21 protein-coding genes are annotated in these 23455 nt (G+C 54.1%); 18 read left to right on the forward strand and 3 right to left on the reverse strand.

What is annotated here, in order from left to right:
- Positions 1–165: 165 nt before the first annotated feature.
- Positions 166–603: a hypothetical protein gene (locus C7459_RS12340; RefSeq protein ID WP_109689616.1), complete on the reverse strand. Its 438-nt coding sequence runs from the start codon at positions 601–603 to the stop codon at positions 166–168.
- 616 nt (positions 604–1219) lie between these two features.
- On the opposite strand from C7459_RS12340, the gene C7459_RS12345 reads away from it, so the two are divergent.
- Together C7459_RS12345 and C7459_RS12350 are read left to right on the forward strand one after the other, a co-directional pair.
- Entirely contained in the window at positions 1220–1762 is a 543-nt protein-coding gene (locus C7459_RS12345) for a site-specific integrase (RefSeq protein ID WP_109689617.1), read from the forward strand.
- An 83-nt stretch (positions 1763–1845) separates the two neighbouring features.
- Positions 1846–2271: a hypothetical protein gene (locus C7459_RS12350; RefSeq protein ID WP_109689618.1), complete on the forward strand. Its 426-nt coding sequence runs from the start codon at positions 1846–1848 to the stop codon at positions 2269–2271.
- 344 nt (positions 2272–2615) lie between these two features.
- Here C7459_RS12350 and C7459_RS12355 read toward each other — a convergent pair whose 3' ends face one another.
- The gene (locus C7459_RS12355; protein WP_109689619.1) at positions 2616–2918 is read right to left on the reverse strand and encodes a hypothetical protein; all 303 of its coding nucleotides are present in this window, start codon (positions 2916–2918) and stop codon (positions 2616–2618) included.
- A gap of 177 nt (positions 2919–3095) precedes the next feature.
- On the opposite strand from C7459_RS12355, the gene C7459_RS12360 reads away from it, so the two are divergent.
- From C7459_RS12360 to C7459_RS23335, 12 genes are all read left to right on the forward strand, one after another.
- Entirely contained in the window at positions 3096–3479 is a 384-nt protein-coding gene (locus tag C7459_RS12360; protein ID WP_109689620.1) for a helix-turn-helix domain-containing protein, read from the forward strand.
- On the forward strand, positions 3476–3712 hold the full coding sequence (locus C7459_RS12365; RefSeq protein ID WP_109689621.1) for a hypothetical protein: 237 nt from the start codon (positions 3476–3478) through the stop codon (positions 3710–3712). Before C7459_RS12360 ends, C7459_RS12365 begins: the two co-directional genes overlap by 4 nt.
- Positions 3713–3784: 72 nt before the next feature.
- On the forward strand, positions 3785–4522 hold the full coding sequence (locus C7459_RS12370) for a class I SAM-dependent methyltransferase (RefSeq protein ID WP_170119440.1): 738 nt from the start codon (positions 3785–3787) through the stop codon (positions 4520–4522).
- Between the two features lie 107 nt (positions 4523–4629).
- Positions 4630–5358, forward strand: coding sequence for an iron-containing redox enzyme family protein (locus C7459_RS12375; protein ID WP_245884516.1), 729 nt, complete (start codon positions 4630–4632; stop codon positions 5356–5358).
- Between the two features lie 95 nt (positions 5359–5453).
- Positions 5454–7052 carry a spore germination protein gene (locus C7459_RS12380; RefSeq protein ID WP_109689768.1) on the forward strand — a complete coding sequence of 533 codons (1599 nt, stop codon included), beginning with the start codon at positions 5454–5456 and terminating at the stop codon, positions 7050–7052.
- Positions 7049–8245, forward strand: a complete 1197-nt coding sequence (locus C7459_RS12385) for a GerAB/ArcD/ProY family transporter (RefSeq protein WP_109689623.1) — start codon at positions 7049–7051, stop codon at positions 8243–8245. The genes C7459_RS12380 and C7459_RS12385 overlap by 4 nt, the downstream gene beginning before the upstream one ends.
- Positions 8226–9407 (forward strand): Ger(x)C family spore germination protein, encoded by a 1182-nt coding sequence (locus C7459_RS12390; protein ID WP_109689624.1) that lies wholly within the window; start codon positions 8226–8228, stop codon positions 9405–9407. The genes C7459_RS12385 and C7459_RS12390 overlap by 20 nt, the downstream gene beginning before the upstream one ends.
- Before the next feature lie 38 nt (positions 9408–9445).
- Complete coding sequence (locus tag C7459_RS12395) at positions 9446–9709, forward strand: hypothetical protein (RefSeq protein WP_109689625.1); 264 nt, start codon at positions 9446–9448, stop codon at positions 9707–9709.
- A gap of 79 nt (positions 9710–9788) precedes the next feature.
- Positions 9789–10532, forward strand: a complete 744-nt coding sequence (locus tag C7459_RS12400) for an HAD family hydrolase (RefSeq protein WP_109689626.1) — start codon at positions 9789–9791, stop codon at positions 10530–10532.
- On the forward strand, positions 10532–10981 hold the full coding sequence (locus C7459_RS12405; RefSeq protein ID WP_109689627.1) for a DUF188 domain-containing protein: 450 nt from the start codon (positions 10532–10534) through the stop codon (positions 10979–10981). Before C7459_RS12400 ends, C7459_RS12405 begins: the two co-directional genes overlap by 1 nt.
- 170 nt (positions 10982–11151) lie before the next feature.
- Entirely contained in the window at positions 11152–13491 is a 2340-nt protein-coding gene (locus C7459_RS12410) for a diguanylate cyclase (RefSeq protein ID WP_109689628.1), read from the forward strand.
- 123 nt (positions 13492–13614) lie between these two features.
- A complete protein-coding gene (locus tag C7459_RS23335; RefSeq protein ID WP_170119441.1) occupies positions 13615–13752 on the forward strand; it encodes a hypothetical protein in 138 nt (45 codons plus the stop codon).
- A gap of 98 nt (positions 13753–13850) precedes the next feature.
- Here the strand turns inward: C7459_RS23335 and C7459_RS12415 are convergent, their stop codons facing one another.
- Complete coding sequence (locus C7459_RS12415) at positions 13851–15767, reverse strand: ABC-F family ATP-binding cassette domain-containing protein (protein WP_109689629.1); 1917 nt, start codon at positions 15765–15767, stop codon at positions 13851–13853.
- 111 nt (positions 15768–15878) lie between these two features.
- Here C7459_RS12415 and C7459_RS12420 point away from each other — a divergent pair, with 111 nt between their 5' ends.
- The 4 genes from C7459_RS12420 to C7459_RS12435 all read left to right on the forward strand — a co-directional run bounded on the left by C7459_RS12420 (position 15879) and on the right by C7459_RS12435 (position 23433).
- On the forward strand, positions 15879–17780 hold the full coding sequence (locus tag C7459_RS12420) for a DUF2334 domain-containing protein (RefSeq protein WP_170119442.1): 1902 nt from the start codon (positions 15879–15881) through the stop codon (positions 17778–17780).
- A 327-nt stretch (positions 17781–18107) separates the two neighbouring features.
- Positions 18108–19490, forward strand: a complete 1383-nt coding sequence (locus C7459_RS12425) for a glycine--tRNA ligase (RefSeq protein WP_109689631.1) — start codon at positions 18108–18110, stop codon at positions 19488–19490.
- A 228-nt stretch (positions 19491–19718) separates the two neighbouring features.
- Complete coding sequence (locus C7459_RS12430) at positions 19719–20993, forward strand: MFS transporter (protein WP_109689632.1); 1275 nt, start codon at positions 19719–19721, stop codon at positions 20991–20993.
- A gap of 16 nt (positions 20994–21009) precedes the next feature.
- Positions 21010–23433, forward strand: a complete 2424-nt coding sequence (locus tag C7459_RS12435) for a B12-binding domain-containing radical SAM protein (protein ID WP_109689633.1) — start codon at positions 21010–21012, stop codon at positions 23431–23433.
- Positions 23434–23455: the final 22 nt, after the last annotated feature.

A 23455-nucleotide genomic window follows, 5' to 3' on the forward strand; every position in this document is an offset into this window, starting at 1 on the left:
TAACAGGGTTTGCTATGATCACGCGGTCATGATTCACGTCAACTCTTGGACAAAAGTTACCGTCAGTTTTCGGACATCAAAAGGCGGTAGTAACATGATTGGTCAGCAAGAAAGAAGATGCAAGTGCAAGAGAGACGAAAGCTTTTTTCAATTCCAATTCTCCTTTCAGATTGACTTATTTTTTGTACGGTCGATGGTTTCAATTTCATCGAATACAACTTTCCATCCGTCTGCATCCTTTACCATCTTCGTTGTGAAACGTTGGTTTCCAAGCTCCTTCGAGTCATACTCGAAATCCATGACAACATGAGTTGCATCTGAAACTTTGACAGAATGGATTTTGTAGTCGTAAACAGGATCGTTTTGAAGCATCGTTTTGTAGGCAGATGCCAACTCGTCATGGTCTTTGAAGCGAACGTCTTTGACGTACTTGGTGGCTTCCTCAACGTTCTTGTTCACGACAGCATCAAAGTAAGTAATTGCTGTTTTTTTTGCTTCCAGTTCGGGAGTAGCGGACGCTTCGGACTTGGAAACACCAAAGTATAGACCGCCAGCTACACCGACAGCTATGAGCGCGGCAATTAGAGAAGTTGATTTCTTCAATTTACTGACCTCCTTGTAAGTTATCACTACAATTATACTTTTTTTGGCAAGTTTTACAAGTCGAATTTTAAACGCCAATTATTTAGTTAAATGAATTTATGCACACTGTAGTAAGCACTGTCGGTGTGGTCATTTACTGTCGAAGATCGGACGTATCACTACCTCCCCGCAACCGTGTTTCTATTTCTCGACGACGAAATTGATGTAAGTGGCTAAATCCGTGTAAGTTCTTGGTGATTGGTAAGATCGTCGATGACATGCTGACTACGGTATTCGGCTAACGTCCCGTACAAGGCTCATTAGGGCATGTCTATATGCAAGGGGCAAGATTGTGCGCCCTCCCACTCTGTCGTACCTTCGCGCTTACGTGAGAGCTGTTCGCGAAGGCTATGGACGTTGGCATGGGTCGTTGGTGGTGAGAACGTAAAAGGGTAACTCATTCCCACTATAAGAATAGATTATTAGAATGATAGTACATGTGAATATATTACTATACTGCTAAAGAATTACCCTTTTACGGTTGAAGATGCTGAGTTGGTCGGTCAGTACGGATGAATGCAACACAAAGCATGATAATATTGCATTGAATACAACATATTGGATAGAGGTGTTGAAGATGGAGTTCGTTCAACCGATTCGAAATTCAGAAGACATTGCAAAGATGAAAGCCACATTGAAGCGTCAATCCATGCGTGACTGGTTCCTGTTCGTCATGGGTATCAACGTGGGACTTCGAGTATCCGATCTACTGCCACGAACCGTAGCTGACGTTCGTGGACGGACGCACATCGTCATTCGGGAGAAGAAGACAGGCAAAGAGAAGCGATTCAAGATCAACACCACGATGCAATCAATCGTTGAAGAATATACCGAAGGGATGGCAGACACTGACCTCCTCTTTCCCTCTCGTAAAGGTGACAAGCCCATTGGAAGAGAGCAAGCGTACCGAATTTTGAACAACGCTGCAAAACAATGCGGTCTGGAAGAGGTTGGGACGCATACCATGCGGAAGACGTTCGGCTATCACCACTACCAGCGTAACAAGGACGTAGCACTGTTGCAGAAGCTATTCGGTCACTCTGCGCCTTCAATCACTCTCAGATACATAGGGATTGAACAGGACGAAATGGACGCATCTATTGATGACTTTAGCTTGTGAGCCACCTACTAACGGTGGCTTTAGGATTGAAGGAATTTGTAAGAATATGTAGAATCAAGTTGTTAGTCTAAAGGAGGGTTACTATGAATTTGGAAAGCGTTACTAATCTTATCATGGAAATGAACAGCAGGATGAAGGAATACGCAACCGCACTTGAAGAAAAAGGTAATATTGTTGTTGTGAAAAATTCCCCGCTCTATTCTCAGTACGAGGAACTTCTGTCCCTAATTGCTGAGTCGCGCTTAACTTTGCGTGATGTGGTGTTGAGGTTGGTTTATCTGGAACTTGAATATAATAAATTTTATCAAGTTTATGAGGAGATGAAGGTATCCCTTAATTTCATGGATGACTTCGAACCTCACAATATCCTCACAACGATATGCAATAAAGATCAACTGCTTGAAAACTTGGAGGCATTTGACGAAGAGGGCGATTATACAGAAGAGATGATTGTGGACTATATCTTGTTAACGAAACAAGAATTAGACGCAAAGTACGCCACCGCTTAGGTGGCTTTTTTTGTTCAATGAAACAATAGTTTTATCTGGGTTGAGGGGTGGGGGGCTAGTTTAGACCTTTCGCCCCCTATCTCTTTTGGGGAATGAGCATAGCACATCTAGCGCTCGACCCGTGAACATTTACCGACTCGATAACAAATAAGCCCTCCGTTGATGAAGGGCTTACAATTCTATTACAAGCACATTTGTTCTTGTGATAAGATAAACCGAGTGTAGTCTCCGTTTTCTCGTATACGTTACGCTTTGCAGAATACGTTACGATGATGGGAAACTACCTAAAAACTACAATGTTCTCTTGGGTTAATATACATCAGCTACCTAATCATCCCCTAGTATTAACAAACCCGCTCCGGCTGGAAGTACTCACTGTGTGTGTACTTGCTCGCAAACTGATACAGGCTCATCTGGGCAAGGTCGTGGAAGATCATCGGAAGGTCATCGCCTACATAGAACAGCGGGTTGGAGGCGAATTGCAGGTCGTACTCGTTGGGGTCGTCTGTTGCGGTGACGAGGTGGACTTCGAGGTGGAGATCGAAGATTGCTAAGGCGGTGTTGTCATTGACGAGGCAGCCGGGGATCTTGAAGTAGCTACCAGTGTCTTCGTTCGGCCAACGGATGACAATCGGGTGGGTTAGCATGGGGGAACCTCCTGTGAGATGGAGTATTGTGATAGAATGGAAGGGATGTTTCTATCATAAACACAACTATAGTTTCAGTCGAGTGGGCGAGGGTCAAAATTTGGCGATAGGATCGCTGTAGCTCGTTGTAGGTCATTATTTGGAGTGAAAACGAACGTGTGTTTGGGAGGCGGATGCATGGCGGAGTTGGGGACGTTGATTCGACAGGCCCGCAAGGAGATGGGTCTGACGGCCGTACAATTGGCGGAAGCGGTCGGCGTGACACCGACCTATATTGGGGAATTGGAACGCGGGGTCAAGAAAAACCCTTCGATGCAAGTGATCGCCGGCATGGCGGAGCGACTGGACAAGCCAGTCAATTACTTTTTCGGGGCGTCACAGGAGAGTCGCATCATCCGCTCGTTGCCACAGGACGTCAGCGGTTACGTGCGCGAGACGATCCTCGAACCGTACTGCGCCACGCGCGATCGTGTGGAGACGTTGAGCGACGCTGACGTGATGGAGGCGCTGGTCGACTATTTGCGCACGTTGAAAAGACGGACGGAGAGTGAAGAAAAATGAACCCACGCCTCGCGCTGATTCTCGCGTTATTCGCAGAGCTCGGACTGCTCGGCTGGCTCTATAGCCGCTACCACCAACTCGAACAAGACATCCTGATGGTCCAAGGGCAAAATCAACTGCGCTACGCAGAGCTGCACGCGGATTGGTTGAAGCTGGCGGGCGGGATTATCCTCGTCGTGATGGTGGCGGTCGGCACCGGCTACGCGCTTTGGAAGAACTGGCGCAAAGGGTAGCTTTTTTTCTCGTTGTGATCATACATATGGAACAGGCACAAACTTGATCGCAACTAGAGGAGAGAAGTGAGTGTGAGAGACCTTACCTATCATGATTTTTTGGCGACGTTCGGCATCGGCGGTGCCCACCCAGGGGGGATCGCACTGACCCGGGAAGTCGTGGCGAAGGAAGTGTTGACCCGCAAAAGCCGTGTGCTCGATGCGGGCTGCGGAACTGGGCAGACCGCCGCCTATCTCGCCAAGGTCTTCGGCTGTCAGGTGACGGCGCTCGACCTGCACCCGCTGATGTTGGAAAAAGCAGGCCGCCGCTTTCAGCGGGAGCATCTGCACGTGCAACTCGTGCGCGGCGACGTGCACGAGTTGCCTTTTGCCAGCGGGTCGTTCGATCTGGTGCTCGTCGAGTCGGTGACGATCTTCACGACGATCAACAAGGCGCTCGGCGAATACGCTCGCGTGTTGAAGCCAGGCGGCGTCCTGCTCGACCTCGAGATGACAGCCGAACGCCCGCTCTCGGCCCGGGAGCTAGAGGAGCTGCGCAGCGTCTACAACACCCGTCAGGTTCCCACAGAAGCGGAGTGGACCGGGCGGTTGCAAGGGGCGGGCTTTGCCGATGTGTCGGTCCTCCACGGCGGAACCGTCGCGTCGGCGATCCCTGGACAGGAGGTTTCGGAGCAGGAACTTCCGGAGTTTGACCCGTCTCAGCAGGTCGACCCACGCCTGTATGAGATCTGGCGCGGGCATCAGGAGTTGACGGAGCGATACTCGCGTCGACTCGGCTACCGGGTCTATCGCGCTGTACACCAGAGGTAAAAAAGGGACGGGGGAGCAGCGCTCCTTTCGTCCTTTTTTTGCTTGCAAGTGTGTGAGGGTTTGCTACAATGTGTTAGGTTAGGACATAGGATGGGGAGACGAGAGAGATGCAAGAAACAATGATGGAACTGCGTACTTATCAAGACGTGGAGCGCGCGGTGATGGAGCAAGTGGAGACACACATCGTGCGAGGACGCTTTTTACAAGCATTGGGTGCGGGGACGTTCACTCCAGCCCAGATTCGCGAGTTTGCGTTGCAATACGGTTATTACAGCCGCAATTTCCCACGTGTGTTGGGCGCGGCCGTCGCGGCCGTTGAACCGCTCGACCGCTGGTGGGTGCCATTGGTCGACAACCTCTGGGATGAGGCGGGACGTGGCAATCCGAAGGGCCTGCACTCGCGGATGTACCGCACGTTCCTCGAATCAGCTGCTCCAGACGTGGAGATCAACGACGAGCATGTGCCGAAGTATCCGGTCGGAGCCGCGACCAAGCGCGCAGTCGATGCGTTCCTGGATTACCTGCGCAGTGCGACCACGTTGGAAGCGATGGCGGCGGTCGGACTTGGTTCTGAGCTGTTTGCAGGCCTTGTGATGGGTTTGATCGGCGAAGGGTTGCGCCACCCGAACTACAACGTCGCACGCAAGTTGAACGTCGGGTTCTGGATGGCGCATGCCGACATGCATGAACCACGCCACTACCAACTCTGCCGGGATGTGCTGGTTGATTTCCAAGAACCCGAGCAATTACAGGCGATCTACCGTGCAGGCGTGACGATCGCGTTGTCAGAAGCCGCGTTCTATGACGGGTTGTACGACGAGATGATGGGCAAATAAAATATCCATTTGAGGTCATCCTACAGGTTAAGGGTGGCCTTTTTTTCATGGGCTGGTAAAAACGGGACGAAAGGGGGCGGCGACTTGTGGCCAGGATGATCAAACCGCGCAAACTCAAGGACTTCAAACAAGACAAGAAATTAGAGCAACGGTTTGAAGAGCAGATGCAAAAACTTCCTGATGCACAATTGGCGTCGAGTTTGGACGACCAGATTCGGGAGGTTAAGCTGATGTTGGGTGAGAGCAACGATCTCGTGATCCGCGAGTTTCACTGGGGGCCAGGTCGAACGTTGCGAGCCGGGTTGGTGTTTCTGGACGGACTGATCAAATCGGAGACGATCGACGAACAAGTCCTCGCGCCTTTGATGATCAGAACTGTCGAACTGCCCCCGTTGGAGAGGATACAGGAGTCGGAGATTCCCAAGCTGGTGTTGCAACACTACCTACCGCGAGCGGATGCCCAGATCGCCAAGAACTGTCGCGACTTGGTGAAAGGCGTGCTATCCGGTTCGACGGCGTTGCTGTTTGACGGCTCGGAGCAAGGCGTGCTCCTCAACACGCAAGGGTGGGAAAAGCGCCCCGTGCAGGAGCCGGTCTCTGAATCGGTTGTGCGCGGGCCTCGTGAAGGCTTCACGGAAACGCTGCGTGTCAACACGGCACTGATCCGGCGCCGGATTAAAGACCCGAATCTGCGCTTGTACAATTTCAAAGTCGGCACGCGCACTGCGACCGATGTGACGATGATTTATATCATGGGGCTGGCCAAGCCGGGTGTGGTCGAGGAGGTCAAAAACCGTATTGCGGCGATTGAGGTCGATGGCATCCTCGACAGCGGCTATATCGAACAGTACATCGAGGACAACCACTGGACTCCCTTTCCGTTGATCCAAAACACAGAGCGATCCGACAAGGCGGTGGCGAACCTGTTGGAAGGCAAGGTGATCATCCTCGTCGACGGCTCGCCGTTCGCGCTGATCACACCCTCTGTGTTCTCGCAGTTCTACCACAGTCCAGAGGATTATTATGAGCGGTTTCTGATCGCGACGTTGCTCCGTCTGATTCGAACAATTTCGATGACGATGGCCTTGTTGCTGCCTTCCCTCTATATCGCGTTCACGTCCTTCCATCCGGAGATGATTCCGTCAAAGCTGGTGATCGCGATGGCGGCGGGTCGAGCGACGGTGCCGTTTCCCTCCGTGATCGAAGCGCTTGCGATGGAGGTGTCGATCGAAATACTGCGCGAGGCCAGCGTCCGCTTGCCGGGCCCGATCGGTCCGACCATCGGGATCGTCGGAGCCCTCATCGTCGGCGAAGCGGCGGTGCGTGCCGGCATCGTGTCACCGATCATGGTCATCATCGTGTCGCTGACGACGATCGGCTCGTTTGCCGCACCGAGTTATAATTCCGCGATCGCACTGCGCATGTTGCGCTTTCCCGTCATGTTGCTCGCAGCCGCCTTCGGTCTCTATGGCATCATGTTGTTCATCATCGCCATCGTCATGCATCTCTGTTCACTGAAATCATTTGGCGTACCCTATCTATCTCCCATCACGCCAGTCAACTTGCTACAGATGGGGGACAGCTTTATTCGCATTCCGTTGCACAAGATGAAAAAGCGTCCGAATGAGTTCGCACAAGATCGCGAAAGTAGACGGATCAACCCCACTTCGGCGGAGGACATTGAACCCAAATGAGCAACGTAACCCAAAAAAAGTCGACCAAAAACAAGGAAACCTCGAAATACAACATCACCAGCTACCAGATGACAGCGATCATTGCGAGCACGATCATCGGCGTAAGCGTGCTCACCTTGCCGCGCTCCTCCACAGAGAAAGCTCATCAGATGGGCTGGATCTCGATCCTGTTCGCGCTTTTGATCTCGCTTTTGGGGATGTTGGTGATGAACAAGTTACTCGTTCGTTTTCCTGGCAAGACGCTCGTCGACATCTTGGCGGAACTGCTGGGCAGCCGCAAGAAACCTTGGGTCGGGCGTGTGTTGTCCATGCCGTTCAGCTTGATTTATTTCGCTTATTGGGCGTGGTTGACCGGGATGGTTTTGCGCACGTTCGGGGAGGTGGTGGTGACGGCGGTGCTCGTCAACACGCCACTGGAGGTGATTGTCCTCACGATGCTGTTGTTGTGTTTCTCCCTCTCGTACTATGACGTTGAGGTGGTCTCCCGCGTCAATGAGACTTTGCTGTTGCTGATCGTCATCCCCGTCATCGCGCTCGCCGTTTCTGCCTACCAGACGGCGCATCTCGACTTCATCCTGCCGTTGTTTTCCCTGCGTCACATGTCGGGTATTTTGCATTCGACAGTCACAGCGATGACGAGTTTATTCGGTTTTGAGGTGTTGATGATGTTCAATTCGCACTTGAGCCATGACCGACACATGTTGCGAGCGCAATTGATTGGGGTCCTGTTGCCGGGGATGATTTACTTGTTGATCGTAATTGCCGGCATTATGGCGTTCGGTTACGAGGAACTGTCGCGGCAAGCTTGGCCAACGTTGGAGTTGGTCAAGACCACGCAAGTGCCGGGGCTGGTCCTCGAACGGCTAGAAGCCGTGTTCTTGGGCGTCTGGGTGGCGGCGGTGTTCACGACGGCGGGCAATTGGTTTTACTGTGCCAACTGGATCATGAATGCCTTGATCTCCCGCAAAAAACGCACGTGGTGGAGTTCCGTGCTGTTGTTTGGGACCGTGTATTTGATTGCGATGACCCCGCGCAATGTAGAGGACTTGTTTCACTACTGGGAATGGATCGGCTACGCAGGATTCGCAACGACGTTTCTGTTGCCGTTGCTGTTTCTGATCTTCGCGATGATCCGTCGTCTCGATCATCGCCAGCAGGAAGGCGGGGAGACGGATGCGCAGGCTGCGAGCTAAACGCTTTTCGTCCGGCTTGCTGGTCGTGCTCCTGTTTAGCACCCTGTTGACCGGCTGTTGGGACAGCCATGAACTGGAGGAACGCACTTCGGTGGTCGCCCTTGCGGTCGACAAAGTCAAAAGCGAGAACTCGGCGCAGCAGTTGATCAAAGTGACGGTACAGATTCCGATCCCGATCAAGATCGCAGGATCTGGAGGAGGAGCGGGGGAGGGCGGACGCACGGCTGTCCGGGTGATGTCGTCAACGGGTCTCTCGATGGCCGATGCGTTGCGGCGACTGCAACAGCGGCTGAACCAAGAACTTTTCTACGGGCATACCCGCGTCATTGCCGTCAGTGAGGAGGTCGCTCGCGACAACATGGCGGGCATCATCGATGCCTTGCGCCGCACGCCACAGATGCGCCGCCTGTTGTGGTTGTTGATCACACCGGACGAAGCGGTCAACATGCTCCATACCGACCCGAAGTTGGAACAGATTCCGATCGTCTACGTCATGGATCTGATCCAGAACGGTGCCAAGCAAGGCCGCATCCCAGACATCACACTGGGACATTGGTTCATCGAGCGCTCCTCAACTGGGGTTGAGCCTTCAGCCAATCTGATCAGGGGCAATGACGAAGAGATCAAGTGGGAAGGCTTGGCGTTGTTTCACGGAGACCAGATGATCGGGAAACTTTCGGAGAATCAGTCTTGGGTGCTGATGAACATCAAGCAGGATCAAGTCGGAGGCACGATCACAATTCCGAGCCCGATTCCAACTCCGCAGGCCGGAGCCTCGCATTGCTACATCACCGTCCGCCCGAAAAAAGTTCATACTAAAACCAAGGTCATGCCAGACGGCGACACATTTCGCATGCAAAGCAAGGTCAAGATGGAAGTCGATGTGACAGAGACCATGTGCGATATCGACTACACAGATGAAAAGTCGTTCCGCATCATTGAGAGCGCATTGACCAAGGAAATGAACAACCGCGCCAAGGAGTTGATCGCCGATGTGCAGGGCAAGTACAAAGTCGACGTGTTCGGATTGGGCGATAAAGTACGGGGGCATTACCTCGATCGCTACGAGGCGTTGAACAGCTGGGAAGACGAGTTTCCCAAGACGAAACTCGAGATCAACTACGAGGTGCTGATCCGCCGAGTGGGAATGAAAATGCACTAATTGCAGACTCTAGTAGTGGAAGGGAGGCGTGATGGCTCATGAACCATGAAGACCAAAAGCGAAACGAACGCAAAAACTTTGACGATAAGTTTGAAGAGAACATGCACAAGGAGTATAACGATATCGAGGAGGAGTACCACGCGGCCTACCCGAACACCCCGGCACCGTGGACGATGGGCGCACTGACCGCCATCTTTAGCCGGAACGGCAAAGGCTTCCTCCTCTGGGGGTTGGTCGGTGCCGCCGTGGCGGTAGCGCTCTGGATTGCGTATATGGCGCTCTACCCAAACGGCAACTACTAGGACGGCGAACCGACGAACGTGCGGTTCGTCGGCTTTTTTTGTGGTAAAATATACGTTGCGAGAGGAGGGGATTTTGTAAATGAAGCAACATATCTTGTTTGACTTAGATGACACCTTGATTCATTGCAACCGGTTTTTCAACGAGGCGCGCTCTGAATTTATGGCGGCGATGCAATCGTTTTTTACAGAGTACCCGATTGAGGCCAAACTGATCGACGACACGCAACAGCACATAGACCTCTCTGGCATTGAGCAACATGGGCTCGGCAAGCATCGCTTCCCCGAATCGTTGGTCGCCACGTACCGCCTGATGTGCGACAAGTACGGCAAGACGCCGTTGCAAGCAGAGGAGCAAGAACTGGAAGCGATCGGCTACGGCGTGTACACCAAGCCAGTCGAACTGTACCCACACGCGCACGAGACGCTGGAAGTGCTGAGCAAGGAAGGGCATGAGCTCTACCTCTACACGGGTGGTGATCTGGAGATTCAGACTTCAAAAGTCTTGCGCGCTGGGCTTGATCAGATCTTCCCGGAGCAGCGCCGCTTCGTAAGTGAGCACAAAAACCGCAGCGTACTGGCGCGGATCATGCAGGAGCGAAATCTCCAGCACGAACACACATGGATGATCGGGAACTCGGCGCGCAATGACATCCGTCCTGCGCTAGAGGAAGGCATCCACGCGATCCATCTGCCAGACAAAGGCGGTTGGTCGTTCGACCATGCCGACCTCAACGTGCCGGTGATCAGACGGTTTATCACCCTGGACACGATCCAGAGTGTGCCGGAGATCATTCGCAAGCACGTCGCGGATGTGACGGAGTGATGTACTCCATCTGGATTGACGGAGATGGGTGCCCGCGTGGAGCGGTGCAGTTCACGATCGCCGAGGGGGAGCGACGGGGGCTAGACGTCTGGCTGGTCACCAACGTCCATCACGAACAGGTGGCCAAAAACCGCCTGGTCGTGGACGGCCACGCCCAAGCGGTTGATTTGGCAATCCTCAACCGCTTGCAGGCGGGGGACGTGGTGATTACGCAGGACATCGGGTTGGCGGCGATGGTGCTGGGGCGCAGTGGTTTTGCGCTCAATCCCAACGGTACGGAGTATGACAGCGCCGGGATGCCGCTGCTCTTGGAGATGCGCGAGGCCGCTGCCAAACACCGGCGCGGCGGTGGGCGGACGCGCGGTCCGAAAAAACGTACAAATGAAGACCAAGAGAAATTTCAATTTCATTTAGTCGGGTTGTTGAACAGAATTGGCGACTCTTGTTAAAGTATGCGGCCTATACGCATGCTTTTTTTATGCTATCGACTGAAACAACCTCTTTAAATAGAATGGCTTTAATTATTGCGTGAATATATACTTTGTTCTATCATAAAGGTACAACATTAAAAAATACACACCCAGCAGAAGGAAGCCTTTTATAAAGGAGGTGATATTCATTGAAGACGTCGCTTCGACTCTATGTCTACACGATCAATATCATCGGACTGGCATTGGTTGCCTACTCCCTGCAACAATTTCCAAAAGGTTTTTTTCTAGACGCTGTCATTTTTATCGTGTTGGCGGGCGTTGTGCAATTGATGCCTGTGGCACTGGCTAAGCAATCGTGGGTTTCCGTTTCGTTCTCCATCGCGTATGCGTCTGTGCTGTTGCTCGGTTCGGAAATCGGGGTGCTGACTTCGGTGGCGATCGGGTTGGTCGGTTCAACGTACCCGAAACGATTGAAGCCGCATAAAGTGATCTTTAACATCGCGTGTCTGGCGATCCCGGCGTACATCTCGGGGGAGATCTTGCACCTCACCTTAGAATCCGGCATGTTCTGGCTGTACGAGTTCTTGTTGGTGCCGCTCTTGTTTTACTCGTTGAATTCGTCGCTGATCACGTTCGCGATCGCACTGACGACCAACGAGTCGCCGGGGCGAATCTGGAATGAGAACTACCGCTGGCCGATGCTCAACTACCTGCTGCTCGCATGGATTGGCATCGGGTTGTACCGTGCATATGAAGTGCTAAACGTTCTGGGCTTGATGATTTTCGTGCTCCCGTTGATCATGGCGCGCTACAGTTTCAAACTGTACATCGACCAGACCAACAAGGTACAGCAGCATATGGAATCCCTGCAGACGGCGAACGGCATGTTGAACCGCAAAGTCAACGAAGTCGCAGCCCTGCAGAAACATGCGTTGCTGATGGGCACATCGCTCAACCTCGAATCGACGCTGCAGACTGTGTTTGCCCGCGTCTCAGACGAAGTGCCTTATCAAGCGCTCTACATCGTCTGGAGAAGTGCAGACGGTGAGCATTTCGAGCAGTATAAAGTCAACGAGTTGTTTGACGTTGAATTGGACAAGTCTGCTGAAGTCGATTCTAGCATCGCCCACGTGTTTGAATCGGGCAAGCGCCTCGTGCTCACAGCCCGTGAACAGACCCATGTCAAACTGTTGTGCCCCATGATAGCGCAGGGCAATGTGCAAGGCGTGATGGCGCTGTTGTGCCCCCGCGACTTGCTTGAGGAAATCGATTCCTCGCTCGACGTTTACGTATCACATGGCGCGGCGGCACTCTCGAACGCGTTTTTGTACCACCGTTTGGAGAAGGTCGCCAACACCGACAATTTGACCAAATTGTACAACCGTCACTTTTTCGCGCGAAAGTTATCCGAGATGCGTCAGGCTCCGCACGTTCCGAACACCGTGATTATCATGGACTTCGATAATTTCAAGGACATCAACAACCGCTATGGGCACCATGTAGGGGACTTGGCCTTGCATTACGTTGCCTCGTTAATCCGGGTGGAAGCACGTGTTCAGGACATACCAGTGCGGTATGGCGGGGATGAATTCGCGTTGCTGATGCCAAACGCCACGGAGGAAGTGGGACTGATCGTCGCTGCACGGTTGCTCGAACAGATTCGCATGCCTGTTGAATTGGACGGACATCTGCTGTCCATCTCGCTCAGTTTCGGGATCGCCACCTGTTTTGATGTCAACTGTGAAATTCGGGAGACGGTCAAACAAGCGGACAAGGCTGCGTATTTCTCCAAAGCCAGCGGCAAAGGCTGTATCACGCTCTACTCGCAAATTCAATCAGAAAACCAACCAGTCTATACAGGCACCTCAAGTTCGATCGTGCCAAGAGCAGAAGAAGTCGAATCAAGGCGCTCGATCACCAAGGGATTGCTGCATGCACTGAAAGCGCGCGACGTCGTGACCTACAACCATTCGATTCAAGTCGCCACCTACTGCGTCTGGTTGGCTCAACATCTTGGCCTGCCGCCGGAAGAGATCGAACGAGTCCGTTTCGGTGCCTTGCTGCACGACATCGGCAAGCTCGGCATTCAGGACCAAGTGTTGAAAAAAGCAGCGCTCTTGAATCGGGCGGAGCACATCAACATGCGGACACACCCGGTCGTCGGGCACGATATATTACGACATTTCGGAACCGTCTACGATTCCATACTGCCGATTCTCTTGTCACATCACGAACGGATGGACGGGCAAGGGTATCCGCACGGAATAGAGGCGTCCAAGCTAGATCAGGCGGTGCGCATCGTCACCATCGCCGACGCTTTCGATTCCATGACGCGAGACAGTTGCTACCGAGACAAATTACCGATGCACTGGGCTGTCGAGGAACTACGTCGCTGCAAAGGGACGCAATTCGACCCCGAATTGGTGGATCATTTTCTCGAAGTAGTACAAAAGCATTTTCCTGATCGCTGGATGGATCAAGGGGAAATTTCCGATCCAGCACTGGTAAGGGAGGCCTCGCTCCAATGATACGGAAGTGGATCGATGACTTAATGAAACGCATTCTGCGCTCGCTGTAGGGGTACAGCTGACAGAGTGAACATGGGGCTGGGTAACACAGGGGTATCAACCTATTAAAAGGGGATATGAGAAATGAAAAAAGTGGTACTGGCTGGCGTATTGGTAGCTTTTGGTCTGTTCATAACGGTTGCAGGCTTCGGAACGTCGCAACATCTGGCTGATGGTTGTACACCTCCAGCTTTTCCGAATGTCTTCATCTGGGGTGACTGATTGAATTGAAGCTACCAATCACTACTACACAAACATAAAGGAGAGAATCTTCCTGTGACGGAATGATTCTCTCCTTTTTTATGCCCAGCGGGTGGGGCTTAGTTTTTGGTGCGGGCAATCTCTTCGGCGAGTTCGTTCAGTTCGGCCCAGCGCTCGACGGCTGTTTCCAGTTCGGCGGTCAGGCGGTTTTCCTCATCGGTGAGCTGTTGTAGGTGTGTATAGTCACTGCCGCCCTTGGCGAGTTCGGCTTGTACTGCGGCGAGTTTCGTCTCCAGACTCGCGATGCGCTCGTCGATCGACTCGTACTCTTTTTGTTCAGCGAACGTCATCTTGCGGGCGCGCGGTTTCTCTGAGCGTTGGGCTTGCGTTTTCTCGCGTTCCTCTGGGGAGGGACTTGTAGGCGAGGCAGACGCGAGCCTTTTTTCCCGTTCCGCCTGGTAGGACGAGTACATGCCAAGGTACTCGAAGATCCCGGCAGACCCTTCGAAGGCGACCAGACGGTCGACCGCACGGTCGAGAAAGTAGCGATCATGTGAGACGGTGATGACGGTTCCGTCGAAATGGTCGAGATAGTCTTCGAGGATGGTCAACGTCTGAATGTCGAGGTCGTTGGTCGGTTCGTCCAGCAACAGAACGTTCGGTTCGCTCATCAAGATCCGCAACAGATAGAGGCGGCGGCGCTCTCCGCCCGAGAGTTTGGCGATCGGCGTCCATTGTTGATGGGGCGGAAACAGGAAGCGTTCCAGCATCTGACCGGCGGAGATCGTCTCGCCGTCGGTGGTTTTGATGTAGGAGGCGACTTCGCGGATGTACTCGATGACGCGCATCTCTTCATTCATGTCGAGGCTTTCCTGTGTATAGTAGGCGAGCTTGACGGTCGAGCCCGTGTCGACGGTGCCGCTGTCCGGTTGGAGACGACCTGCGATCAGGTTGAGCAGCGTCGATTTCCCGCTGCCGTTGGGTCCGACGATGCCGATGCGTTCGCCCGGCCCGACGAGCAGTGAGAGGTTGCGGATCGGCGTGCGCTCACCAAATGACTTGGTGACGTCGGTGAGTTCGAGCACTTTTTTGCCGAGGCGTTGTGAGCCGATGGCGATGTCGAGTTGTGCGGAGGCTTTTTCCACTTTTTGATCGCGGAGGGTGGTTGCGAAATCGACGCGGGCTTTCTGCTTGGTGGTGCGGGCCTTGGCTCCACGGTGCAACCATTCCAATTCGCGACGCAACAGGTTCTGACGCTTGTCTTCACTGGCTGCGGTCGACTCTTCGCGCGCCGCTTTGCCTTCAAGGAACGTTGCGTAGTTTCCGTTGTAGGAGTAGAGCTTGCCTTTGTCCAGTTCGATGATGCGGTTGGTGACGCGGTCGAGGAAGTATCGATCGTGCGTGATCATCAGCAGGGCCGCTTTGCTTTTCGCCAGATAGCCTTCGAGCCAGTCGACCGTCTCATTGTCGATGTGGTTGGTCGGCTCGTCGAGAATCAACAGATCGGCCGGGCGGATCAAGGCGCGCGCCATCGCGACACGCTTGCGTTGTCCGCCGGAGAGCGTGCCGACGACCGCATCGTAGTTGGTGATGCCGAGGCGGTTGAGGATGTTTTTGGCGTTGGCTTCCATCTCCCAAGCGTTGTTCTGGTCGATCTCTTGGGAGAGGCGCAACAGACGCGCCTGCATCTGCTCGTCATCTGGGTGCGCGTGCAGATGTGTCAAGGTCTGCTCGTACTCGTAGAGCAGGCGCAACACAGGGGAGTCGCCTTGGAAGACCGATTGCAGGACGGTGAGGTGCTCATCAAACTGCGGGTTCTGCGGTAGGAATTCGACGCGGATGTTGCTGGTGTGTACAATTTGCCCCGAATCGGCATGTTCCGTGCCTGCGATCGTGCGCAGGAGCGTCGATTTGCCAGTGCCATTGACACCGATCAAACCGATCCGTTCTCCGGTTTCGATGCCAAACGTGAGGTCTTGAAACAGCGTTTTCTCGCCGTGGGTTTTGCTGAGGTTGAGGATGGAGATTAGGTTCATTGAAATCTACCTTCTTTTCGTGTCGTTTGCTACTCTCCAGTGTAGCACATCGCTGCACCGACGAGTGGGGAGATGCATACTTTTTTACGTAGGCAAAGGGAGGGACGGCATGTGAAAAAAGCTCTGATTCGCTTGGAAGACGTTGGGCCGGGCGGGGAGTTTGGCACGGAGGAGCGCTTGCTGAAGCTGTGCGTGGTCGCGGATTTGCTCGCGCGCGAGGGCGTGCCTTTTCAGGTGGCGATGATTCCGCGCTTTGTCGATCCCAGCACCGGGTATGACAAGTCGATCGCGGATCGTACAGATCCCTTCGTGCGGAAGTTTTTGCGTGTGATCGAGTATTTGTGGCAACGCGGAGGCTCGATCGGCATGCACGGATATACACACCAATACGGCAAGGCTGTCAGTGCGGCAGGTTATGAGTTTTTCTACAGCGCGTGTGAGAGCGATTGCCCGCCGGAGGAGCCGGATGCGGCGTATCTGGAGCGGGAGGCGTTTGAGCACTCGTACTCGTCGAGTCGGATGCGGGCAGGGCTGGCGGCGGCAGAGCATGCAGGTGTGCCCGTGGACTGGTTTGAGGCCCCGCACTACGCGGCGGAGGGCAACGCTCGGCAGGTGTTGGAGGGGTGGGTCGGGGTGTTTTTTGAAAATGACCCGCGCCATGCCGAGACGAACAGACGCGTGCTGTTCGAGGACATCGACACGCCGTTGTATCGCGGGGCGGTGTATGTGCCGACGCCGCTTTTTTATGTGGACGGTTCACACCCGGATCAGGATGTGGCGCGGATGTGCCGGGAGATTGAGACGTATTCGCCACAGGATCTGGCGGGGTTCTTTTTCCATGCGTTTTTGGAATTTCCGTTTATTCAGTTGGAGCCGACAGCGGGGGGCAAGATGCGCGTCAGGTATGACCAGAACTCCTATCTGCACCGCTTGATCCGTTGTTTTAAAAAGCAAGGGTGGACGTTCGTGCCGTTGTTAAGTTTGGTGCCATTTGCCCCGTCGGCGAGGAAGACAGCGCTTTTTCCAGGTGCAGATGTCGTGGTGTTGACCGCAGACCTAGATGGTGATGCGCGATCGGAGTTGCTGTTCTGGGAGCAGGAGACCGGGAATTGGTCGATGCTGCGGGCGCGCTTGGATGGATATCCGAACCGCAACCTTGGGCTCGGTGAGCCACAGTCCCTGCTGACCGGATGGGCGCAGGGCGCGTATTGGAAACCGTTTACCGGGGATGTGAACGGAGACGGACGGGCGGATGTGATCGTGCTCGATACGAACCGTGGGCAGTGGCAGGTGGCGTTGAGCGAGGGTGGGAAATTGGTGCCAGCGGTCGGGGACCGCAACTTTCTGTGGCTGGAGAACTTCGCGGTTGGAGCGGATTGGGTGCCGCTGGTCGGGGACTTCAACGGGGATGGAAAAACGGACGTGGCGGGCTATCACCGCACGACCGGCGAACTGCGTGTCGCGCTGAGCACGGGGGCGCACTTCGAAGAAGTGTGGGTCGCGGGGAACGCTGGTACGTCGGAGATGGTGCCGCACAGTTGGCTCAAGGGCTGGGTGATGGGGGCAGATTGGACGGTGGCTGCGGGCGACTTCAACGGGGATGGTCGTGCCGACCTCGTGGCATGGAACGCTCGAACGGGCGACTGGAAAGTGGCGCTGAGCGACGGGAAGCGGCTGATTCCAGCGCTTGGGCACCTGAGCCCCTACTGGCGGCGCGAGTTCGGTGTGGGTGACCGTTGGCAGTTGCTGATCGGCGACGTGGATGGGGACGGGCGCGATGATGTCGTGCTGGTTGATCCGACCCAAGGCCAGTGGCTCGTTGCACGCAATGCTCGCGATCGCTTCGTCCCGCTCGACACCCCGTTTGGACCGTGGGCGGCAGGGGCGTATGCAGTCCCTTTTCTAGGAACCTTCACCGCAGACCGCCGCGTCTCGATCGGCATGCGGCAGCCGTTTTTGCGCGGGGGGAGTGTTGATTTTGCGGTTTCGCTGATCGGGAGAAAAAAGGGCTAGCTGTCCGCTTGACTTGGTTCCTACAAATTGGGTAAGATAGTTTCAACGTAAAATGTTGCGGCGATGAAGGAACAGATAGTACCTGTCGTTCCATCCAACAGCGAGTCGGGGACGGTGTGAGCCCGGTGGATGCAGGCAGGGAAACGGCGGTTTCGGAGCTGCAAATCGTGAAGAGGTGGGCGTGGCGAGTTCTCGCTGCGTCAACTAGGGTGGAACCGCGGGAAGCAAGCTCCCGTCCCTAGGCTGTTTAGCCAGCCATTGGGACGGGAGCTTTTTGTATGCTCTTGGCCCTGGGCTGAGCCCACACCCGTGAAGGAGATGTTACAGATGAGTGTTAAAATGGAAGAAATCGTAGCGTTGGCGAAACACCGTGGTTTTATTTTCCCAGGTTCAGAAATCTATGGTGGCCTCGCCAACACTTGGGACTACGGCCCGCTCGGCGTCGAGTTTAAAAACAACGTCAAAAAAGCATGGTGGAAAAAGTTCATTCAGGAGTCCCCGTACAACGTCGGTCTCGACGCGGCGATCTTGATGAACCCGAAGACATGGGTGGCATCTGGTCACGTCGGCAACTTCAACGACCCGATGATCGACTGCAAGTCCTGTAAAGCCCGCCACCGTGCAGACAAGCTGATCGAGGAAGCGCTGGGTGCCAAGGACATCGAGATCATCGTCGACGGCATGACGTTTGCACAGATGGCCGATCTGATCAAGGAACACAACATCGCGTGCCCGGATTGTGGCGCACATGACTTCACCGACATCCGCCAGTTCAACCTGATGTTCAAAACCTTCCAAGGCGTCACGGAGTCCTCCACCAACGAGATCTTCATGCGTCCGGAGACGGCACAAGGGATTTTCGTCAACTTCAAAAACGTACAGCGCACGATGCGCAAAAAACTTCCGTTTGGTATCGGCCAAATCGGTAAATCGTTCCGCAACGAGATCACGCCGGGGAACTTCACGTTCCGTACCCGCGAGTTCGAGCAGATGGAATTGGAGTTTTTCTGCAAGCCGGGTGAAGAGTTGAAATGGTTCGACTACTGGCGTCAAGAGATGAAGTCGTGGCTGTTGAACCTCGGTCTGAAGGAAGACGGCCTGCGCCTGCGCGATCATGACGCGGATGAACTGTCCCACTACTCGAACGCGACGACCGACTTTGAATACAAGTTCCCGTTTGGTTGGGGCGAACTGTGGGGCCTCGCGTCCCGCACCGACTTCGACCTCAAGCGTCATATGGAGCACTCCGGTGAGGACTTCCATTACCTCGACCCGGAAACCAACGAGAAGTACGTGCCGTACTGCATCGAACCGGCACTGGGTGCGGACCGCGTGACGCTCGCGTTCCTGATCGACTCTTATGAAGAGCAGCAACTGGAAGGCGGCGATTCCCGCACGGTCCTGCACCTGCACCCGGCACTGGCTCCGTTCAAAGCGGCAATCTTCCCGCTCTCGAAAAAGCTCTCCGAGCCGGCGACGAAAGTGTTCGCAGATCTGGCGAAGAACTTCAATGTGGATTATGACGAGACCGGCTCGATTGGCAAGCGCTACCGCCGCCATGATGAAATCGGCACGCCGTTCTGCATCACGTTCGACTTTGAGTCCGAGACCGACGGCGCTGTGACCGTGCGCGACCGCGATACGATGGAACAGACGCGTATGCCGATTGCAGAGTTGAAGTCGTTTATTGAGTCGAAACTGGAGTTTTAAACGGTAGGAAAAAGGGAACTGCACATGCAGTTCCCTTTTTTCGTCTCGTTGTTCGAAGCAATTCTCTGCCAACAGAGCGTGTCCGCTAAGCGAATCTGTAATTTGATCGAGTTAACTAGTGAATTATTTATAAATAGGTTATTGATTTTTCGTGCTATTTTGGATATGATTTGGTTAAGAAACACACCGAGGAATCAACACTTAAAATGAGGGAGTAGAAAATTCACCATGTCAAGACAATGGACTGTCCCTTTTCGTTATAAAGGGTTTCGTTGGTTCTTCTTGGGCCAATCGATCACCACGCTGGGTGACTGGATCAGTTATGTGATCCTCCCGGTGCTCTTGTACCACATCAACAACGATCCGAAATTGATCGGGCTGCTGATGTTGTGCAGGTTCCTGCCGAGTATCTTCGTCGCTCCGTTTGTCGGGCGCGTCTTGCGCAAGTTCTCGACTCTGCGCGTGATGATCGCGGCAGACGTCCTGCAGGGGATCTGTTATCTGATGTTTCTCTACACGACGAATGTCTGGATCATTTTCCTCCTACAGATTCTAATCGCGCTGGGGATGGCCTTCTACCGACCGGGCCGGGTGACCTTGATCCCGAAGCTTGTCCCGGAGGAGTCGTTGCTCGCCCGTGCGAACAGCTATATCTTTGGCGTTTCGCAGTTCATGATGTTGTTGGGTCCGGCCATCGGGGGTCTGATTTTCGGAATTCTCGGTCTCCAGATCGGGATCGTGTTCAATGCGGCGACGTTCTGGATCTCAGCTCTGACGCTGATGTTCGTCCGGGTGGACGAGCAGGGGGCTTCAGAGCAGGGAGCGGCGCAGAGCCAGGACGCACAGCCACAAGCGCAATCGGCTGAACCGGAGAAGACCTTCCGCGCGAAACTCGGTTTTCTCATCGGCGATCAGACCCGCCAGTTGTTACTCTTCATCGTCATCGGCGATGTCGTTGGCAGCATGGGCTTCGGAGCCCTGAACGTCATGTTCCCGATCGTGTCGTCCGACGTGTTCGGCTCGCCACAGGAAGTCTACGGGTACTTGATGTCGGCGCTCGGCGGCGGTCTGTTCCTCGGCACGATGTGGGGTCCGACGCTCATGAAGAAGATTTCGAGCGACTTGCTGTTCTGCTTGGCGATGATCGCCGGCGGGGCATGCGTCATCGCATTTGGTTGGTCGGGTCTGGTGCTGCTCTCGGTGGCGATGATCTTCCTGATTGGGATCTGGAACGGGATTCAGGACAACGCTTTGATCACTTTTATTCAGACTGCGACTTCGGAACGCGGCGACACCGCGGACGTTTTTTCGATCTACCAAGGGTTGATCTCCGCCACCATCGCCGTTGCGATGATCGGATCAACCTCGCTCGCTTCGGTGGTCGGCGTAAGCAAGACGATCGTGATCATGGGTCTGATTCCGCTGCTCATCGGCCTCTGTACCGTTGCAGCGCGTACCCGCCTTCGTGAGAAGATGGGCAAAACCAACAATTTAACTCTTTGAGTAAGGGGCGATAGAGATGGATGTCAGGCCGCTTCTGGTTTTCCCGCCGGGTTGGACGCCGTTCGGACCGTATCTTGCACTTCCGGCACTCAAGGGATACTTGGAAAATAGAGATGTACACTGCGAGATCATGGATTTGAACGTGGACTTTTTCGACTATCTGTTCACGCCAGAGTTCATGGCGGAGTGCTACGAGATCGTGAAGGACAAGCACGAGGAGCTGGATACGCGTGAGACGTTGACCCAGGAGGAACGTGTTTTGTACAACAAGTACGCCCGTGCGATGTTGAGCAAGAATACGATCACCAACGTCAACAAAGCCAAGGACACGATCCGCTCCGATGAATACTACGACCTGTCCAAAGCCAAGTACACGCAGAATATCCTGTTTGACGCTTTGCATCTGGTCGCCTCCCGCTATGACGGGATCACAATTCGCTTCAATAAGATCGGCCTGAAGTATAGCTCGAGATCCACGAAACAGGTTTTGCAAGCTGTGGAGGACCGGATTCTCAATCCGTTCATTCAATACTACGAACGCAACGTGATTCCGGGCATCCAAGAGAGTGGCCATACGTTTGTCGGCATCTCGATCACAAGCGAGTCGCAGTTGATCGCTGGGATCACGCTCGCGAAGTTGATTCGCGAGCACTGCCCGAATGTGCAGCATATCACCTTCGGCGGGAACATGATGACGCGCCTCGCCACCGGCTGGGAACAGCCGCATCCCTTTTTCGAGATCTTTGACACCTGTGTCATGTACGAGGGGGAGGAGGGGCTCTATCAACTGCTGACGGCGCTTGCAACCGACCAGCCGCTGGCGTTCGTCCCGAACCTATGCTATGTGGAAGACGGGAAACTGGTCAAGAACTCGGCCGTCACGGTTGCCGTACACGAATTGGCGGTGCCGAACTTCGATGGGTTCCCGATGGAGAAATACTTCATGCCAGATCTCGTGCTCCCGCTCTACAGTGCCAAGAGCTGTTATGCACGCTGCACGTTCTGTACGATTCCCTATGCCAGCCACGGAAAATACAGAATCTTAGATATCGACCAGATTTATGAAATCATGAATGAACTCTCGCAGCGCTACAACACAAAGTATTTCACCTTTGTGGACGAGACGTTCGCGCCCAATACGATGCGCAAAGTGGCTCAGGCGCTGATCGACAACAACGCCGACTTCCTGTGGTACGGGGAAACGCGATTTACCAAGTCGTTCACCAAGGAGTTTTGCGATCACATCTACCAGGGCGGTTGCCGCAAGATCCAGTTTGGTTTGGAATCCTACGACCAGCGCGTGCTGAACATGATGAAGAAGGACACGAAGGTCGAATGGATCGAACCGACGCTCGTCAACTGTTTCGAAGCAGGGATCGCGGCGCATCTGTTCTTCATGATCGGTTTCCCCACAGAGGAGCGGCATGAGGCGTTGAAGACCATCGAGTTTTCCCGTCGTATGCTCGACCTCTCGCGCAACACCTACAACAACCCGCACTCAACCCGTGGCTTCGGGACCTTCGGTCTCGACAAGTACTCAGGCGTTTGGATGAACCCAGAGGAATACGGCATCCAGATCACCGACCCCGGAGAAGAGTATGACCTCGCACTAAACCTCGACTATGAAGCGACGATCGGTCTCACGGCCGATGAAGCAGAGCAAGTTGTCTCCCTCTACAACCAGAACCCCTACACCATCTTAGATCAAACCAACTATCAATCGTTCCATGAATCAGCGAACAAACTGCACGCCGAGGAGGAACCGTTCCTTCGCTTGTGCCTGAATGAATCGACGGAAGAGAGCATGCCGACGTATTTCAACGTCCGTGTCCGTCTCGCCAGCCGTCCGCCCTCCGAAACGCTCTCGCTGGACGAGGAGACGCTCGCCTTCACGATGAAGCGCGACCTCTCGCGCAAGGATCTGGCGACCAACGAAAACATTCTCTTCTATAACAGCAAGACTCGTCGTTACTTCCAATTGGAGTCACGCTACCAGCCAATCGTGGACAGCTTGCAGGCCGGTGTTCTAACGGTCGGTGATATCCAAGGTGATGCCGACCTGCTCGAACGGTTCGAAGACCTGCTGTACTATGACATGCTGTTGCTACAAGGTCAGCGCTCATCTGTACAGAAACTCGATGTGCTCGACAGCCCGTTGCATTTCAACAAAGCGGCGACCCCGGTGCAGACCGGCGAGAAGGAAATCGTCCTGTTCAACCGCGTGACGGGCGAGATTATGAAAATGAACTCTCTGTCCTATGGCATCCTCCAGTTGCTGGACGGGAATCAGACGCTGCAAGAGTTGATGGGCGTTCTGCGAAGCAATTCCATCCCGGTGGACGAAGGGCTTTTGCAAGGCCTCGTGAAAAGCGGGCTGCACAATGGCATGATCCATTTCAGCGAACCGTTCGTGGAGTCTCGACAGGCTGAGCTGGCTTGATGACCCTTCGCTTTTGAAAGGA

Origin of the sequence: Tumebacillus permanentifrigoris (assembly GCF_003148565.1) — a bacterium.
GTDB classification, from domain to species: Bacteria; Bacillota; Bacilli; order Tumebacillales; family Tumebacillaceae; genus Tumebacillus; species Tumebacillus permanentifrigoris.

What these genes read in the sequence shown, in the direction of transcription:
- C7459_RS12345 (WP_109689617.1), top strand. Translation starts at nt 1,220, where the DNA reads ATGGAGTTCGTTCAACCGATTCGAAATTCAGAAGACATTGCAAAGATG.
- C7459_RS12350 (WP_109689618.1), top strand. Translation starts at nt 1,846, where the DNA reads ATGAATTTGGAAAGCGTTACTAATCTTATCATGGAAATGAACAGCAGG.
- C7459_RS12355 (WP_109689619.1), bottom strand. Translation starts at nt 2,918, where the DNA reads ATGCTAACCCACCCGATTGTCATCCGTTGGCCGAACGAAGACACTGGT.
- C7459_RS12360 (WP_109689620.1), top strand. Translation starts at nt 3,096, where the DNA reads ATGGCGGAGTTGGGGACGTTGATTCGACAGGCCCGCAAGGAGATGGGT.
- C7459_RS12365 (WP_109689621.1), top strand. Translation starts at nt 3,476, where the DNA reads ATGAACCCACGCCTCGCGCTGATTCTCGCGTTATTCGCAGAGCTCGGA.
- C7459_RS12375 (WP_245884516.1), top strand. Translation starts at nt 4,630, where the DNA reads ATGCAAGAAACAATGATGGAACTGCGTACTTATCAAGACGTGGAGCGC.
- C7459_RS12380 (WP_109689768.1), top strand. Translation starts at nt 5,454, where the DNA reads ATGATCAAACCGCGCAAACTCAAGGACTTCAAACAAGACAAGAAATTA.
- C7459_RS12385 (WP_109689623.1), top strand. Translation starts at nt 7,049, where the DNA reads ATGAGCAACGTAACCCAAAAAAAGTCGACCAAAAACAAGGAAACCTCG.
- C7459_RS12390 (WP_109689624.1), top strand. Translation starts at nt 8,226, where the DNA reads ATGCGCAGGCTGCGAGCTAAACGCTTTTCGTCCGGCTTGCTGGTCGTG.
- C7459_RS12395 (WP_109689625.1), top strand. Translation starts at nt 9,446, where the DNA reads ATGAACCATGAAGACCAAAAGCGAAACGAACGCAAAAACTTTGACGAT.
- C7459_RS12400 (WP_109689626.1), top strand. Translation starts at nt 9,789, where the DNA reads ATGAAGCAACATATCTTGTTTGACTTAGATGACACCTTGATTCATTGC.
- C7459_RS12405 (WP_109689627.1), top strand. Translation starts at nt 10,532, where the DNA reads ATGTACTCCATCTGGATTGACGGAGATGGGTGCCCGCGTGGAGCGGTG.
- C7459_RS23335 (WP_170119441.1), top strand. Translation starts at nt 13,615, where the DNA reads ATGAAAAAAGTGGTACTGGCTGGCGTATTGGTAGCTTTTGGTCTGTTC.
- C7459_RS12415 (WP_109689629.1), bottom strand. Translation starts at nt 15,767, where the DNA reads ATGAACCTAATCTCCATCCTCAACCTCAGCAAAACCCACGGCGAGAAA.
- C7459_RS12425 (WP_109689631.1), top strand. Translation starts at nt 18,108, where the DNA reads ATGAGTGTTAAAATGGAAGAAATCGTAGCGTTGGCGAAACACCGTGGT.
- C7459_RS12430 (WP_109689632.1), top strand. Translation starts at nt 19,719, where the DNA reads ATGTCAAGACAATGGACTGTCCCTTTTCGTTATAAAGGGTTTCGTTGG.
- C7459_RS12435 (WP_109689633.1), top strand. Translation starts at nt 21,010, where the DNA reads ATGGATGTCAGGCCGCTTCTGGTTTTCCCGCCGGGTTGGACGCCGTTC.